The sequence below is a fragment of the Mesorhizobium sp. M0029 genome (genome assembly GCF_040323735.1).
In the GTDB taxonomy this organism is placed as follows: Bacteria; Pseudomonadota; Alphaproteobacteria; order Rhizobiales; family Rhizobiaceae; genus Mesorhizobium.
This window is the reverse complement of sequence record NZ_JAMYVF010000014.1, coordinates 15,877-30,126: the sequence shown is the minus strand read 5'-3', so window position 1 is coordinate 30,126 and position 14,250 is coordinate 15,877. Positions and strand designations below refer to the sequence as shown.

General features: G+C 61.7%; 10 protein-coding genes. 5 read left to right on the top strand and 5 right to left on the bottom strand.

From position 1 onward, the window contains the following. Window positions 1-228 precede the first annotated feature (228 nt). Window positions 229-1,650, top strand: coding sequence for a phosphomannomutase (locus tag NKJ76_RS21890; RefSeq protein ID WP_023689385.1), 1,422 nt, complete (start codon window positions 229-231; stop codon window positions 1,648-1,650). A gap of 168 nt (window positions 1,651-1,818) precedes the next feature. Here NKJ76_RS21890 and NKJ76_RS21885 read toward each other — a convergent pair whose 3' ends face one another. The 4 genes from NKJ76_RS21885 to pdxR all read right to left on the bottom strand — a co-directional run bounded on the left by NKJ76_RS21885 (window position 1,819) and on the right by pdxR (window position 7,380). Then, entirely contained in the window at window positions 1,819-4,215 is a 2,397-nt protein-coding gene (locus NKJ76_RS21885; RefSeq protein ID WP_023689386.1) for a transketolase, read from the bottom strand. A 51-nt stretch (window positions 4,216-4,266) separates the two neighbouring features. Further along, complete coding sequence (locus NKJ76_RS21880; RefSeq protein ID WP_023689387.1) at window positions 4,267-5,217, bottom strand: PDR/VanB family oxidoreductase; 951 nt, start codon at window positions 5,215-5,217, stop codon at window positions 4,267-4,269. Window positions 5,218-5,223: 6 nt separating this feature from the next. Further along, a complete protein-coding gene (locus NKJ76_RS21875) occupies window positions 5,224-5,715 on the bottom strand; it encodes an MOSC domain-containing protein (protein WP_023689388.1) in 492 nt (163 codons plus the stop codon). A 159-nt stretch (window positions 5,716-5,874) separates the two neighbouring features. After that, complete coding sequence (gene pdxR / locus NKJ76_RS21870) at window positions 5,875-7,380, bottom strand: MocR-like pyridoxine biosynthesis transcription factor PdxR (protein ID WP_352538397.1); 1,506 nt, start codon at window positions 7,378-7,380, stop codon at window positions 5,875-5,877. Between the two features lie 74 nt (window positions 7,381-7,454). Between pdxR and NKJ76_RS21865 the strand changes: the two genes are divergently transcribed. Both NKJ76_RS21865 and NKJ76_RS21860 read left to right on the top strand, forming a co-directional pair. After that, window positions 7,455-8,687, top strand: coding sequence for a trans-sulfuration enzyme family protein (locus tag NKJ76_RS21865; protein WP_023689390.1), 1,233 nt, complete (start codon window positions 7,455-7,457; stop codon window positions 8,685-8,687). A gap of 52 nt (window positions 8,688-8,739) precedes the next feature. Further along, a complete protein-coding gene (locus NKJ76_RS21860; protein WP_023689391.1) occupies window positions 8,740-9,642 on the top strand; it encodes a dihydrodipicolinate synthase family protein in 903 nt (300 codons plus the stop codon). A 253-nt stretch (window positions 9,643-9,895) separates the two neighbouring features. On the opposite strand, the gene NKJ76_RS21855 is transcribed toward NKJ76_RS21860, so the two are convergent. Beyond that, entirely contained in the window at window positions 9,896-10,036 is a 141-nt protein-coding gene (locus NKJ76_RS21855; protein WP_023689392.1) for a hypothetical protein, read from the bottom strand. 777 nt (window positions 10,037-10,813) lie between these two features. Between NKJ76_RS21855 and NKJ76_RS21850 the strand changes: the two genes are divergently transcribed. Together NKJ76_RS21850 and NKJ76_RS21845 are read left to right on the top strand one after the other, a co-directional pair. Beyond that, window positions 10,814-11,272 (top strand): (2Fe-2S)-binding protein, encoded by a 459-nt coding sequence (locus NKJ76_RS21850; protein WP_023689394.1) that lies wholly within the window; start codon window positions 10,814-10,816, stop codon window positions 11,270-11,272. A gap of 3 nt (window positions 11,273-11,275) precedes the next feature. Further along, complete coding sequence (locus NKJ76_RS21845; protein ID WP_023689395.1) at window positions 11,276-13,486, top strand: xanthine dehydrogenase family protein molybdopterin-binding subunit; 2,211 nt, start codon at window positions 11,276-11,278, stop codon at window positions 13,484-13,486. The last annotated feature ends 764 nt before the right edge of the window (window positions 13,487-14,250 follow it).

Below are 14,250 nucleotides of genomic sequence, written 5' to 3'. Positions count from 1 at the left end.
CCGGACCCCATCCGCTCCAACCTCGTCGCCGTGAAGGTCACGGTGCGCTGCCCACGCCGACGCCGACTGCGTCAATCCTCACAAGGGTAACCGTCGATAACCGAACGCGTCTACGGTAACCGAATGTACTTCTTGTTCTCGTCCGAGGGATCTGTCGATGGGCATTCCGGACGAGCCAAAGTTTGAGCATGTTACCTTCAAAACCCGGTTAGCAACGTCGGATTTGGTATGAAATTCGGAACAAGTGGATTACGGGGCCTGGCGACAGAATTGGCAGGAGCCGCCTCTGCCCTATATGCAACGGCATTCGCGACATTCCTGCTGGAATCCGGCCTGGCCAGAATTGGCGACGAGATACTCATAGGGCGCGACTTTCGCGCCTCGAGTCCGGCCATCGCCGCCGTCTGTGCGGCGGCACTGTCCGCGCTCGGCTTCATCGTAGTCGATTGCGGCGCAGTCCCCACCCCTGCCCTGGCACTGTATGCTCAAGCGCGTAAGAGTGGTTGTTTGATGATCACAGGCTCGCACATTCCGGCCGACCGTAATGGAATAAAATTCTATCGACCCGACGGTGAGATCGACAAGGATGATGAGCGGGAGATAACGCGCATCGCCTTGCAGCTGGAGAAGCGCGGATACGTCCTTGAAGGTGCTGTTGCACGTCGGCAGCACCGGGAGGCCGAATGCAAGGCCTTGTTCATGGCGCGCAATCGAAAGCTTATGGAGATTAATGCTCTAAAGGGCTTAACGGTGGGCGTATATCAGCACAGCACAGTCGCGCGCGATCTCTTGGTTGACATTCTCTCATATCACTGTGCGACGGTCGTAACCCTGGGACGTTCGGAAGTTTTCATTCCTGTCGACACTGAAGCGGTCTCTGACGAGACTGCTCAACAGTTCAAGCTCTGGGCCAAAGAGCATCGGCTTGATGCGGTCGTCTCGGCAGATGGCGATGGTGACCGCCCACTGGTAGCTGACGACCATGGAGACCCCCTTCGCGGTGATTTGTTAGGCCTGATTACGGCGAACTTCCTGCAAGCGAAGGCAGTCGTCACGCCGGTCACATCAAACTCTGGTATCGAGACCGCAGGTTCTTTTAAAGTCGTGCGTACCAAGGTTGGATCGCCATTTGTTATTGCTGCCATGCTCGATTTGGTTGCGTCGGGTCACGAGCGCGTGGTTGGTTTCGAAGCAAACGGTGGTTTGTTGACCGGCACGGACTTTGACCCGAACGGAACTAAACTGCCAGCGCTACCTACACGCGACAGTTTTCTCCCCATCCTGGCGGCACTTTCCCTTGTCAGTACAAGTGGGCAGCCACTGTCGGAGATTGGCAGTTCCTTTCAATTGCCGGCGGCGGCGGCGGATCGCTTGGAAAATTTTTCCGTCGAAAGCAGCACTCGCCTCATGACATACCTTCGTTCAGCGGAAACTAACATCGCCGCCTTCGTCGGGTCGATTGGAGTGGTAAGCAAGGTTAGCGATGTTGACGGACTTCGTATCACTCTCGCGGATAAGCGTGTCTTGCATTTGCGTCCATCCGGAAATGCCCCGGAAATGCGGTGCTACGTCGAAGCCGAAAATCGGGAGGACGCGGAGCTTTTGCTCCGGACTGGATTGGATCGAATTCGTAATTGGACGCAAGGCTGAATAAAAGCCGCCTCCCTGCGTATTCCCAGGTGACCCTGGGGTCGCACAAGCTACTCAAGCGCGATCAGAACGTCCACAGTGTCCCGGCCCTGTCCGCTTTGAAGCGAACCGGAACGCCCGTGGAAACAGCCGATCCGTACCAGCCACGGAGCATCCGGTCGCTCATGGTCAAGGCAGCGCCTTCCGGTAGCGAACAGCCGGTCCCGCACTGACCGCCTGCGCCGCATGTACGATGGCGTTGGTGTCCAGGCCGTGGTGACGGTATAGGTCCGCAATAGTCCCCGTCTGGCCGAACTGCTCGACCCCGAGCGCCTTCACGCGATGCCCGTTAACCCCACCGAGCCACGCGAGCGTCGCCGGGTGGCCGTCGATCACGGTGACGATGCCGCAGTCACGCGATAGCGGCGCGAGCAGCCGCTCGATATGACTCAGGGCGCCAATCGCGCCACGCTGCCGGGCACGTTCCGCCGCCTGCCAGCCCGCATTAAGCCGGTCCGCGGAGGTGATCGCGAGCAGCCCGACATCGCGCCGGTCCTCCGCCAGAAGACCCGTCGCGGCAATCGCCTCCGGCGCGACGACGCCTTGATAAGCAATGACGACACTCGCGTTGGGCCCAGGCGGACGCAGCCAATAGGCGCCATTGACGATGTCCCGCGCGAGCGCCGGGTTCATGTCGCGCGGCGGCTGCTCGAGCGGCCGGGTTGACAGGCGAAGATAGACCGATCCTCCGGTCTGATCACGCAGCCACGTCGTCTCATCCGGATCCCCCTCGCCATTACGTTGCATGTAATCGAAGGCAAAGCGCATGATCACGGACAGTTCGTCGACGAAGGCCGGTTCGAAGGCGCAAAGCCCATCCTGCGCCATGCCGATCAATGGGGTGCCGATCGACTGGTGTGCTCCGCCCTCGGGCGCTAGCGTCACGCCCGAGGGCGTTGCGACCAGCATGAAGCGCGCATCCTGATAGCAGGCGTAGTTTAGCTGGTCGGCCGATCGGTAGATGAAGGGATCATAGACTGTCCCGATCGGCAGCAGGCGCACGCCATTGATCGAGTGCGAGAGACCGAGCGCCCCGAGCATGATCATCAGGTTCGACTCGGCGATCCCGAGCTCGAGGTGCTGCCCCTTCGGCCCAAATTCCCAGGTAAAGGTCGACGGAATGCGTTCGGCCTTGAAGGTGTCCGCCATGGTCTCCCGGGCGAAAAGGCCGCGCCGGTTGACCCAGCCACCGAGATTGGTCGAGACCGTCACATCGGGCGAGGTGGTGACAATGCGGTCGGCAAGCAGACTGCGCTCGCGTGCGATGTCGTTCAGGATCTGGCCGAACCCCATCTGGGTCGAGAGCGGCTTGCCGGGCTGCCCCGGTGACGGAAGGGTTTCAGGCACCGGCACCGACGGCGCAGACAGCCTCCTACGCCCCTCACTGAAGAACGGCGCCTTTGCGAAGAAGGCGTCAAGTTCCGCTTCCGGCAAGGTGGCGGCCGCCCATTTGTTCCACTCCTCACCCCGCTTTACGCCCATTTGCAGGCGGTAGTCTTCCATCTGCGTGGGCGTCATCTGCCCCGCGTGGTTGTCCTTGTGTCCGGCAAGCGGCAGACCGTAGCCCTTGATGGTGTAACAGATGAAGCAGACGGGACGGTCATGCCTGGACGCCGCCTCGAAGGCTTCGAGGAGGCTCGGCATGTCATGCCCGCCAAGGTTCGTCATCAACGCCTGCAACTCGTCGTCGGAGCGGCGTTCGATCAGAGTGGTGACCGGCCCTTGGTCTCCGATCTCGTCGAGCAGCCGCTTGCGCCAGGCAGCACCCCCTTGGAAGGTCAGCGCCGAATAGAGCTGGTTCGGACAGCGCTCTATCCACTCGAGCAGCTTCTCGCCCCCCGGCTCGGCAAAGGCAGCCTCTTGCAGAGCCCCGTGGCGCAGGACCATCACGTCCCAGCCGAAGTTGCGAAAAATCTGCTCGAAACGCTGCCAGAGGCCCTCCCGGATCACGGCGTCGAGCGACTGGCGATTGTAGTCGACCACCCACCAGCAGTTCCTGAGCCCGTGCTTCCAGCCTTCGATCAGGGCCTCGTAGATGTTGCCCTCATCCATCTCGGCGTCGCCGATCAGGCTGACCATTCGGCCCTCGGCACGCTCCTTCATCCAGCCGTGACCCGAGACGTAGTCCTGCACCAGCGACGAGAACAGCGTCTGAGCAACGCCGAGACCCACCGACCCGGTCGAGAAGTCGACATCGTCGACATCCTTCGTCCGCGAAGGGTAGCTCTGCGCGCCCTTGTAGCCGCGGAAGTTCATGAGCTTTTCGTGGGTCTGGTTGCCCGCCAGATACTGAAGTGCATGGAAGATCGGCGCCGCATGGGGTTTGACCGCCACCCGATCCTGCGGGCGCAGGACCGAACCGTAGAGCGCGGTCATGATGGTACTCAGCGACGCGGACGAGGCCTGATGCCCCCCGACCTTGATCTCATCGCCCTCGCGGACGTGGTTGGCGTGGTGGATCGTCCAGGCTGCGAGCCAGGAGACGCAGCGCTCGATCTCGTGCAGATATTCCAGTTTCCTCGTCATTCAGTTTCCCGCAAATCAGCTGCCGGTCTCACAGGACCCCCGCCCAAATGGTCAAAGATCGAGTTTCAACACACCTGTCGCGCGCGATACGCAGGGGATGAAGCGGTGGCCGCGTGCCTCCTTCGACAGGACGGCATCCCGATGGATCGGCTGTCCCGCCAGCATTGCGCATTCGCAGGTCCCGCACACCCCGTTCTCACACGAGGCCATCAACGGCACACCGGCCGCACGCAAGGCGGCCAGTGCCGTGGTCTCAGCCGAAACCTCAACCACCCTGCCCTCAGCCAGTTCTATGACGAATGGTTCCGGTGGCGCGCCATCAAACTCGGGAGGCTGGAAAGTTTCGAAATGAACAGTACCCTCGGGCCAGTGTTGAGCCGCGCGCCCCACAACCGCCATGAAGCCAGGCGGTCCGCAGTAGTATGTCTGCGCGTCGTCCGAACGGTTCGCCAGCAGCGCGGCGATGTTCTGCCGGGTCTGAGGCTCGTTGTCGAAATGGATCCGCACATTGCCGCCAGGAAGATCGCTCCCGATCGCCGCCAAGAGTGGCGTGAGCGCCCGGCTGCGGGTGAAATAGTGCAACTCGAAGGGCTTGGCCTGCCGGGTCAGCGCGCGCGCCATGGCCAGAATCGGGGTGATCCCGATTCCCCCTGCCAGCAGCAAAGTCGGCCCCTCGCCTGGCTTGAGCGCAAAATGGTTGCGTGGCGCGGAGACAGGCAGTGTGGAGCCGACGGCAATGGTTTCGTGGATCCACGCCGAGCCGCCACGGCCGTCATTCTCGCGCTTCACCGCGATGGTGTAGCGGCCAAGCTCGGTCGGGTCGCCGCAAAGTGAATACTGACGCACCTTCCCTTCAGGCAGATGGACGTCGACGTGAGAACCCGCTTCGAACGCCGGCAGCACAGGTTTACGTGGGTGTTTCAGGTCGATGACCAGCACGTCGCCCGGCTCCTTGCGGGCGGCGGTCACGGTCAGCTTCATGATGATGCGCGGCGACGCCATGGCGTTTCACTCGTCGATGGGCAAGATCAGATCACCGGGGCGGATCACGCCCCCGACCTCGATTGTGCAGTTCAGGCCGGAGCGGTTCAGAAGCCCCTCGTAGAGACCCGGAAGCCCGAGCAACTCCTCGATATACTTGCACGGCACATTCATCCGGGCGGCCCTGAGAATCGTTTCCCCGACCCGGAAGCGTTTGCCGACAAGATGGCTAAGCGGAACGCCTCGTGTCGTCAGATTGCGCCGGTGATCTTCGGGTCCGAGCTTGGCCTTGAAGCCCGGAATCCTGGGCTCGCCCTTCGCGATGGCGTCCAGAACTTCAGCTTCGATCAATGTCACCTCCCGAACGTCGGGACGCGCCGAATAGGTCCCCGTCCCCAGGTAGTAGCGGTCTCCGACAATGCCTTGGCCGGCAATAAGCTGCGCCTGCGCCAGCTCCTCCATTTCATAGGAGCCGGCAGGCGCGATATGGACGTGAAGCAGCTTTCCTCGCCAGGTCATCATCGCTCTCGGAAATTCGTCTCGTGGAAACCTGCTGCAAAACTGGCCTGATCAACAGCGCCAGTTGCATGGCATTTTCCCGGTCCAGTTGGCTGTTTGGAAAGAAATACGGCGGGCCCTCGGACCGTTTTCAGCGCCAGCTTTCGGCGTCGCCCCGTCTCAGTTGTTCCGCGCCGGCATCGCGTCTTGCACCTGCTTGACAACCTCTCGCAGGACCTCAACGCCCTTCCCGATCTGCCGAATGCTCAAGGCGGCATAGCCCATGACAAGTCCGACGCGATCGGTGCGGCCTTGGTCCGATGGCCGTTCGTAGAGCGGCGAGATCAGGTGTAGCCCCAGGCCAGCGTCGCGGGCGGATTCGACCAAGGCCGTTTCCCGCGATCGTGGCAGGTCATTGAACCAAACCGCGACGTGCAGTCCCGCATCTGCTCCCTGGACAGTGATGCGATCCCCGAAGCTGTGCTGCAAGGCACCCAACAACGTTTCCCGACGCTCGCCGTTCAGCCTGCGCACACGGCGCACATGGCTTTCGTAGCCGCCGCTCTCGATCAACGATGCCAGCGCTTCCTGTTCAGCGACCGGCGAATGCCGGTCTGCGAATTGTTTGGCGGTTGCGAAGACCTCCTGCAATTCGGGCGGGAGGACGAGGTAGCCGATGCGCAGCATCGGCGAGAGCGTTTTGGAGATCGTGCCGAGGTAGATGACAGCCCCGTGGTCCTCGAGACTGTGCAGCGGAGGGACCGGATTGATGTCGTAGCGATATTCGCTGTCGTAGTCGTCCTCGATCACATAGGCGTTGTTGTGCCGCGCCCATTTCAGAAGCTGATGGCGGCGCGCGATCGGCATGACGCCGCCAAGCGGAAACTGATGCGATGGCGTCACATACGCCAGTCGTGCTCCGATCCCCGCCAGCAACTCGGTCCTCATCCCGTCTTCGTCGACGATGACCGGGATGGGTGAGGCACCCGTACTGGCAAAGACCTGACGCGCCATCCTGTAGCACGGATCCTCGATGACGAAACGGTCGGCGGGATCGAGAAGCAGGCGCGCGCACAGATCAAGGCCCTGCTGCGAACCGTTCACAACTATGATCTGGTCGAGGTCGCAGCTCAGGGTCCGGGCGCGCCAGAGATAGCCCTGAAGCGCCTGGCGAAGCCGGCGCGAGCCGCGAGGATCGTCATAGGCAAGACGCAGCGGGCGCTGCCCCATCGCCTCGTTCATCGCGCGTTTCCAGACCAATGAAGGGAAATCCGACGGCGCGAGGTCGCCATAGCGGAACTCGACCTTCAGCCCAGTCGGCAGATAATCTGGCCAGGGTGACGTCGCGCGCAGCCGCTCGCCAAATGCGGACAGGTGGATCGGGCCGACCCGTTGCGCGTGAGTGCGCCCCGTCCCAGGGCCCATCAACGAAGACGCAACGCGAGGTCGTGCGCCTTGACGGACTTCGATGAAACCCTCCGCAGCCAGTTGCTCATAGGCGACCGTCACCGTGGTTCGCGAAACGCCGAGGTCATTTGCCAGGGCTCGGGAGGATGGCAACTGACTGCCGGTTTCGTAGACGCCGCCGAGGATTTGCTCGCGAAGGGCTTCGTATATCTGGCGTGCACCCATCGCGTGCGAGCGCGCTGCAGACCCGGCACTTGAAGACTGGACCATCTCTTTCATCGCCAACTGGATATTTCACATTGGCCAGGTTGCCGTCAATCTTTCGGAACCCCAAGAGAGATCGCAGAGGCCGAATGACCAGCTCCCATCAATCCGAAACCGATGCTCCCACGGGGTCGCTCAACCGCACCAGCCCCGGATTTGCCACCCGGGCGATCCATCATGGCTACGATCCGGCCGGCTTTTCCAATGCCGTCCAGCCGCCAGTGTTCCTGACGTCAACCTATGGGTTCGAAAGCGTGGCAGCAAACGATGCCGCCGCCGCCCTTGGTGGACGGCTCTATGCGCGCGAATACAATCCCACGACCGAGATCCTCGAGCAGCGGCTCGCGAATCTGGAAGGAGCCGAGGCGGGGCTGGTTGTTGCCTCGGGGATGGCGGCCTTCGGCACTCTGATCCTGTCGCTCCTGTCCCAGGGCGATGAACTCATCGTCCACAAGACGCTTTATGCGAACACGCTTGCCATGGTCGAACAGGCGGTCCCCCGCTTCGGCATCAAGGTCGTCGCGGTCGATCTGTCAAATCCCCACAATCTCGATGCTGCGATCACCGAGCGGACGCGGCTGGTTTTCTTCGAGACGCCGGTGAATCCGCTGAGCCGCATCCTCGACATAGCGGCAATTGCCGAGCGCGCTCACGCGCGCGGTGTGAAGGTTGCCGTGGACAGCACCTTCGCCTCGCCCGCGCTCCAGCGACCGCTTGAGCACGGGGCGGACATCGTGCTCCATTCGATGACCAAGTACATCAATGGTCATGGCGATGCCCTTGGCGGGGCGCTTCTCGGCGACGCCCAAACGCTCCGTACGCTGCATGAAACGGGCCTGCGCTACATCACCGGCGCAGCGCTCTCGCCCCTGTCAGCTTTCCTAATCCTGCGCGGTCTAAAGACGCTGACGCTGCGTATGGAACGGCACAGCGCCACGGCCCTTGCGGTGGCTCGGGCGCTGGAAGCGCACCCGGCGGTGGCATTTGTGAGTTATCCGTTCCTCGACTCGCACCCTGATCAGGTGACGGCGCGAAAACAGATGTCCAACGGATCGGGCATGTTGGCCTTTGGCCTCCACGCTGGATACGAAGGAGCGCGCCGGATGATGGACCGGCTCAACCTGATCATTCGCGCCGTCAGCCTCGGCGATGCCGACAGCCTCATCTATCATCCAGCAAGCCTCACCCGTGCTCGGCAGCCGATCCGCAAGGATGCCCATTTGGCCGATGGAGTCGGCGAGGATCTCATGCGTCTCTCGGTGGGGCTTGAAGACGCTGATGACCTGATCGCCGATCTGCGGCGGGCTTTGGACGTCTTGTAATGACCTGGCGTGCGGCCACCTCTGCGCTCACACAAAGATCTGGAGCCTTGCCATGGCATTCCTGAGCGGTCTTTCCGCGTTCCCCATCACCCCGACCAATCGTGACGGCCGCGTCGATAGCGTTGCCCTGCGCAGGCTGATTGCTCGGCTTGGCATTGCTCAGGTCGATTCCATCGGTCTTCTCGGCAGCACCGGCACATACATCTATCTGTCGCGCGAGCAACGGCGGCGGGCGCTCTCCGAGACCTTGGACCAAACGGCGGGGCAAATGCCGGTCGTGGTGGGTGTGGGCGCGCTGCGCACCGATGAAGCCGTGGGGCTCGCGCAAGACGCCAAGGCCCTTGGAGCAGCTGCGGGTTTGCTTGCCGCCGCCTCCTACACCCCGCTTACTGATGACGAGGTGTTCGAACATTTCTCCACTGTGGCGCGCGAAAGTGGCCTGCCGATCGTCGTCTACGACAATCCAGGAACGACGCATTTCCATTTCAGTCCACCCCTTGTCAGCCGCCTGGCAAAGGTGGCTGGGATTGTCGCCATCAAGAATCCGACAGACAAAAGCGATGCGATCAAGAACCACCTGACCGCCCAGAGGCGCACACTGCCGGAAGGGTTCTCGATTGGCTACAGCGGCGACTGGAACGCCGCCGAGGCCATGATCGCCGGCGCCGACACATGGTACAGCGTCCTTGCGGGCATCCTGCCCGAGGTCTGCATGACGATCGTCACAGCGGCGCAACAGGGCGATGCGGCCGAAGCGCGACGGATCAATGCCGCGCTGGTCCCGATCTGGAGCCTCTTCAAGGAGTTCTCGAGCCTTCGCGTCGTCTATGCACTCGCTGAATTGCTCGACGTTTGCAGTGCCGAACCCCCGCGTCCCATCCTGCCTCTGCCCCCAGCAGCGAAGCGCCAGATCGCCGCCGCGTTGAAAGGTTTGCCATCGGATGCCAGCCGGTGAACAGCAAACCCCGTTCGGCAAGTGAAAGGAAGTGCATGTATTTACCCGCTCATTTCGAGAATTGATCGAAAACAACGCACTCGGCGTGCTGATAGCCATGGCTGGAGCGGTCTCGACGCCAATCACACCCCTTCGAACTCGACAATCGACTGCGGAGGTACAGACTGCGCAGGGCACTCCGCCCATGCCGCACCGTTCGCCTTCAAACTAGGAATCGGTGGTTTGTCCATTTGAATGGCATCGAGCCGGCGCTTTACTCCGGCCCGGTGCGCGCATTGAAGCCGGTGCCAATGCCGCCGGCGAACACCAGATTTCCGTCCTCGACATTCGCCAGAGCACGCTTCCCGACCGCCGTAACTGTTGCCGGGTTCGCAGCCGATGACGATGAACTCATCACTCAGCACGCATTTTGTCTCACCCAGTCTTGGCGCCGGCCGGATCGATATGGACTGACACGCAGCTTGGAGACGATGCCGTCGAGGCCGAACTGGCAGACTTGCGCGAGAATGTCGCTGCCGCCGCTGATCTCGTCGCTCAGAACGATGCCGTTTGGGCGGCGTCTCAGCAGGTCTAACTAGCGCTTTGCGCCGATCGACGAGTGGCCGATCGCGAAGACCCTCGCCGTCGATCTTGAGCAGGTCGAAGCCGGCAAGCATGGTCCTGACGTCTCCCGCCGCGGCCAAGAACCCGCTGAAGACTGGGAATGCGCGACAAGCCTTCTGGTCAACGACGAACGCCTCACCGTCTATTATCGCGTCCGAGGCGCCGAGCTCGGCCACCGCCCGGGACGATAGTCGGAAACCTGAGGGTCCAGTCGTGGAGGTTGCGGGTCGAGGTAGGCCCCCATCGATAGTCGTCCCATTTCATTTCGTGTAGCCAATCAGGGCCCTGCCGGACGCGGCCGACCAGCGGTCGATGTTCGCGACGACCCGAATGTCCAGTCTCGTGTAACTCAGCCTAAAGCGGCCTGTCCGCCCAAAAAATGACATTCAGTTGCCTCCAGCCTTTCGACACGACCCACTTCACGATCTCGTAACTCGCCAACCTAGCGGCTTGTTGCTTGAGCTGCGCGTTCCTAGGGTGTGGTCGCTAGGCCTCAGCAACAAGAGCTCGGTTGCCAGGCGGGCGGAGGCTCAACGAGATAGCCAGCTCAGGACAAGGAGAGCAAGCAATGGTCGCTTTTACCCTCAATGGCGAGGCGCGAACACTCGACGTCGATCCAGAGATGCCGCTGCTCTGGGCGGTCCGTGACGTCATCGGACTCACGGGAACGAAATTCGGTTGCGGGCTTGCCCAGTGCGGCGCTTGCACGGTTCACGTTAACGGCATGCCGACGCGCTCGTGCCAGACCGCAGTCGGCGACATCGAAGGAGCCTCGATCACCACCATTGAGGGTGTGTCGGGCAAGATAGGCGAAACGGTCCAGGCCGTGTGGGCCGAGTTCGACGTACCTCAATGCGGCTATTGCCAGTCTGGCCAGATCATGTCGGCCGTGGCCCTCCTTACAGAAACGCCTAAGCCGACGGACGATGATATTGATTCGGCGATGAGCGGCAATCTCTGCCGCTGCGCCACCTATCATCGCATCCGCGCGGCCATCCACGAGACCGCCAACCGGCTGGAGACTTGAGGCATGTCGCAGTTTCTCTCGAAGCATAACTCCGTGCGGCCCACGCGCCGCCGGTTCCTCGTCGGCGCGGGCGTCACCACCGCTGGCCTCGCCGTGGGCTACCGGCCAGTGCTGGCGGCGTCCGACATCGCACAAACGACTACTGCAAAGGTTCAGGCGAACCCCTTCCAGACCTATGTCGAGATCACAAAGGAGAACCGAATCATCATCTACTCCTCGCAGTTCGAGATGGGACAAGGCTCCTATTTCGGCATCGCCACCCTGGTTATGGAAGAGCTCGACGGCGACTGGGCGCAGGTGGACGTGGTCGGCGGATATGGCAATACCGCGCTCTACGGCAATGTCGCCTGGGGCGGGGCCGCACAGGTAACTGGTGGCTCCACGTCGATGAGTTCGTCGTGGGAACGCTACCGCAAGGCGGGTGCTGCCGCACGGGCCTTGCTGGTGGCGGCCGCGGCGCAGCGGTGGGATGTGCCAGCCGGCGAGATCAAAGTCGCTTCCGGGGTCGTGTCGCACGCCTCAGGGATGCAGGCGCGCTACGGTGACCTGGCTGAAGCCGCAGCGGGAATGCCGGTTCCCGACGACGTGCCGCTAAAGCCGCGCGACAAGTGGGCCCAGATCGGATCGGACAGCCTCAAGCGCTACGATTCCGCCGGCAAGACCAACGGCGCGCAGACCTACACGATCGACCTCATGATGGAGGGACTCCAGACGGCCGTTATGATCCATCCGCCGAAGTTCGGCGCCGAGATCGAGAGCTTCGACGCAACCAAGGCCAAGGCACTCGACGGCATTGTCGATGTCGTCCAGACGCCGCGAGGCATTGCCGTGGTTGGCAGGGACACCTGGACGGCGCTGAAGGGCCGCGACCTCGTGGAGGTGACCTGGAACGAGGAGAAGGCCGAAGAGCGCGGCACGGCCGAGATCATGGCCGAATACAACAAGGCAGCAGACGATCTGGGCGCGGCCACCGCGCGCGACGACGGTAACACTCCCGCAGCGTTCGCCAGTGCTGAGAAAATCATCGAGGGGCACTACGAATTCCCCTATCTTGTTCATGCTTCGATCGAGCCACTCAACGCGGCCGCCCGAATCAACGAAGACGGCACCATCGACGTCTGGGGCGGACACCAGATGCCCGACCTTTATCAGGCGGCTGCCGCTCAGGTAGGCGGCACCACGCCGGACAAGGTGAGGCTGCACGTGATGAAGACCGGCGGCAGTTTCGGCCGCCGCGCGGTCTTGGATGCAGATGTCATCATCGAAGCTGTTTCCACAGCGCGTGCACTGGGACGCGGCAAGCCAGTGAAGGTGCAGTGGACCCGCGAGAATGACATGCGGGGTGGGCGGTACCGGCCGGCCTATGTGCACGCAGTCAAGGCGGGGCTCGACAAGAAAGGCAATGTCGTCGCTCTCCATGACCACATCGTGGGCCAATCGGTCTTGGGCGGTTCGACCTCTGCGGCGATGATCAAGAACGGCATCGATCCAACCTCCGTAGAGGGCGCCACCAACCTGCCCTATGCGATCCCGAACCTGAAGGTCGAGCTGACCACCACGGACGTGAACATCCCGGTGCTGTGGTGGCGTTCGGTAGGCTCCACCCACACCGCTTACGCGGTGGAAACCCTGATCGATGAGCTCGCCGCCGCTGCGAACCGTGATCCGGTCGACTTCCGCTTGTCAATGCTCGGTCACCATCCACGGCATGCCGCCGTGCTTAAAGTGGCTGCTGAGAAGGCAGGCTGGGACAAGCCTCTGCCGGAAGGCCGTTTCCGCGGCGTGGCCATGCATGAAAGCCTCTCGACCTATGTCGCCGATGTGGTGGAGATCACCCTCAACGATGAAAATGGTTTCAAGGTCGACCGCGTCGTCTGCGCGGTAGATTGCGGCACCGCGATAAATCCTGACCAGATTCGCGCTCAGATGGAGGGCGGTATCGGATTCGGGCTAGGCGCGATCCTCCAGGAGGAGCTGACCCTGAAGGGCGGTGTCGTAGACCAAGAGAACTACGATACCTATACACCGCTCAGGATCGAGCAGATGCCGCGAGTCGAGGTGCACATTGTGCCGTCCGAGGAGCCGCCCACGGGAGTTGGTGAGCCAGGTGTGCCGCCGATCGGCCCGGCCGTCGCCAACGCGCTACGGGCGGCGACGGGCAAGACTATCCGCAAGCTGCCGATTATAAAGAACATGTCAGGAATGACACCATGAAACAGCCGCGATGAAGATCGCGCCGTTTTCGAACGCCTCCTGACAGGCGCTCATTTCCATGGGTCAAATTCCGGCGGCTGCCCGCTCCAATAGCCGGTTTGGAGACGGCACCCCGTGTTCTGAACGACCACAGACGGGCCTTGGCGCCGGTTCCACTGAAGAACCGCTTTCGAGACGCAAATGCGTCCACTCCATTGAAGAGCACAACCGTATAGCACCAGGAAGGCTAGCTACCTCCATCGCTTCGGAGACCCAGGAACCCTCAGAAAACCGAACCTCCCGAGCTCAGAGGCGCTCGTGATCACAATCGCGCTGGTGCGTGGATCATTGTTCAAGGGTTTGCCGATAGGCAGGCGAGATGGCCGATCGACATGATCTTCGCCCGATGCCCTACAAACACAATGCCAGCCGCTGTCACGGAGTCGCGAAGACGAAGGCAATGAGGGTCGACGCCGATACTCGTCGTTTGGTTGACAGAGCGCTTGGAATGCCATGCGCTTCACATCGGAGTAGCCATCCGGGAAGCCTGAAGCGCTTTGAAAACGCATGTGCTGCGGCTGTTATTTATAGCGTGGATGACTTTGATCAAAACAATCGATTTCATCACTCTTCCGGAATCGTGCATGGACAAAAAAGAGCCTCACGCACCAATCACACGCTGCTCTATCGCGTGACGAAAGCTGCCTTAGGAATAATCCAAAGGAGAAAATCTTCGATGCGCCCTGACGTGCAGTGGAGGTCGTGCCGAGAAAGTGAGTTGCAAC

Coding starts and splice junctions, on each gene's coding strand:
- NKJ76_RS21890 (WP_023689385.1), top strand. CDS start 229: ATGAAATTCGGAACAAGTGGATTACGGGGCCTGGCGACAGAATTGGCA.
- NKJ76_RS21885 (WP_023689386.1), bottom strand. CDS start 4,215: ATGACGAGGAAACTGGAATATCTGCACGAGATCGAGCGCTGCGTCTCC.
- NKJ76_RS21880 (WP_023689387.1), bottom strand. CDS start 5,217: ATGGCGTCGCCGCGCATCATCATGAAGCTGACCGTGACCGCCGCCCGC.
- NKJ76_RS21875 (WP_023689388.1), bottom strand. CDS start 5,715: ATGACCTGGCGAGGAAAGCTGCTTCACGTCCATATCGCGCCTGCCGGC.
- pdxR (WP_352538397.1), bottom strand. CDS start 7,380: ATGAAAGAGATGGTCCAGTCTTCAAGTGCCGGGTCTGCAGCGCGCTCG.
- NKJ76_RS21865 (WP_023689390.1), top strand. CDS start 7,455: ATGACCAGCTCCCATCAATCCGAAACCGATGCTCCCACGGGGTCGCTC.
- NKJ76_RS21860 (WP_023689391.1), top strand. CDS start 8,740: ATGGCATTCCTGAGCGGTCTTTCCGCGTTCCCCATCACCCCGACCAAT.
- NKJ76_RS21855 (WP_023689392.1), bottom strand. CDS start 10,036: ATGAGTTCATCGTCATCGGCTGCGAACCCGGCAACAGTTACGGCGGTC.
- NKJ76_RS21850 (WP_023689394.1), top strand. CDS start 10,814: ATGGTCGCTTTTACCCTCAATGGCGAGGCGCGAACACTCGACGTCGAT.
- NKJ76_RS21845 (WP_023689395.1), top strand. CDS start 11,276: ATGTCGCAGTTTCTCTCGAAGCATAACTCCGTGCGGCCCACGCGCCGC.